Source organism: Pseudooceanicola sediminis (assembly GCF_003575965.1).
Taxonomy (GTDB): Bacteria; Pseudomonadota; Alphaproteobacteria; order Rhodobacterales; family Rhodobacteraceae; genus Pseudooceanicola; species Pseudooceanicola sediminis.
Genome location: NZ_QWJJ01000054.1, coordinates 1 through 674 on the forward strand (window position 1 = coordinate 1; position 674 = coordinate 674).

General features: G+C 63.9%; 1 protein-coding gene. It reads left to right on the forward strand.

Going from position 1 to position 674, the window contains the following annotated elements; all coding sequences use genetic code 11:
- On the forward strand, nt 1-666 hold a 666-nt coding region (locus DL237_RS20445; RefSeq protein ID WP_267897050.1), incomplete at its 5' end, for an EF-Tu C-terminal domain-related protein.
- Nucleotides 667-674 lie beyond the last annotated feature (8 nt).

Genomic DNA, 674 nt, shown 5'->3' on the forward strand with positions numbered 1-674 from the left:
CTGGCCGCTCTGGAAGGCCGCGACGCGAACATCGGCGAAGACAAGATCCGCGAACTGATGGCGGCTGTCGATTCGTTCATCCCGCAGCCGGCACGCGCCATCGACCAGCCGTTCCTGATGCCGATCGAAGACGTGTTCTCGATCTCGGGCCGTGGCACGGTTGTGACCGGCCGTGTGGAACGTGGCATCGTGAACGTCGGCGACGAACTGGAAATCGTCGGCATCCGCGACACCCGCAAGACCACCTGCACCGGTGTCGAGATGTTCCGCAAGCTGCTGGACCGCGGCGAAGCCGGCGACAACATCGGCGCCCTGCTGCGCGGCATCGACCGTGAAGGCGTGGAACGTGGCCAGGTTCTCTGCAAGCCCGGTTCGGTCAAGCCGCACACCGAGTTCGAAGCCGAAGCCTACATCCTGACGAAAGACGAGGGTGGCCGTCACACGCCGTTCTTCGCCAACTACCGTCCGCAGTTCTACTTCCGCACCACGGACGTCACCGGCACCGTCAAGCTGCCCGAGGGCACCGAGATGGTGATGCCCGGCGACAACCTGAAGTTCGAAGTCGAGCTGATCGCGCCGATCGCCATGGAAGAGAAGCTGCGCTTCGCCATCCGTGAAGGCGGCCGTACCGTCGGTTCCGGCGTCGTCTCGAAAATCCTGAAGTAAGTCGGGCG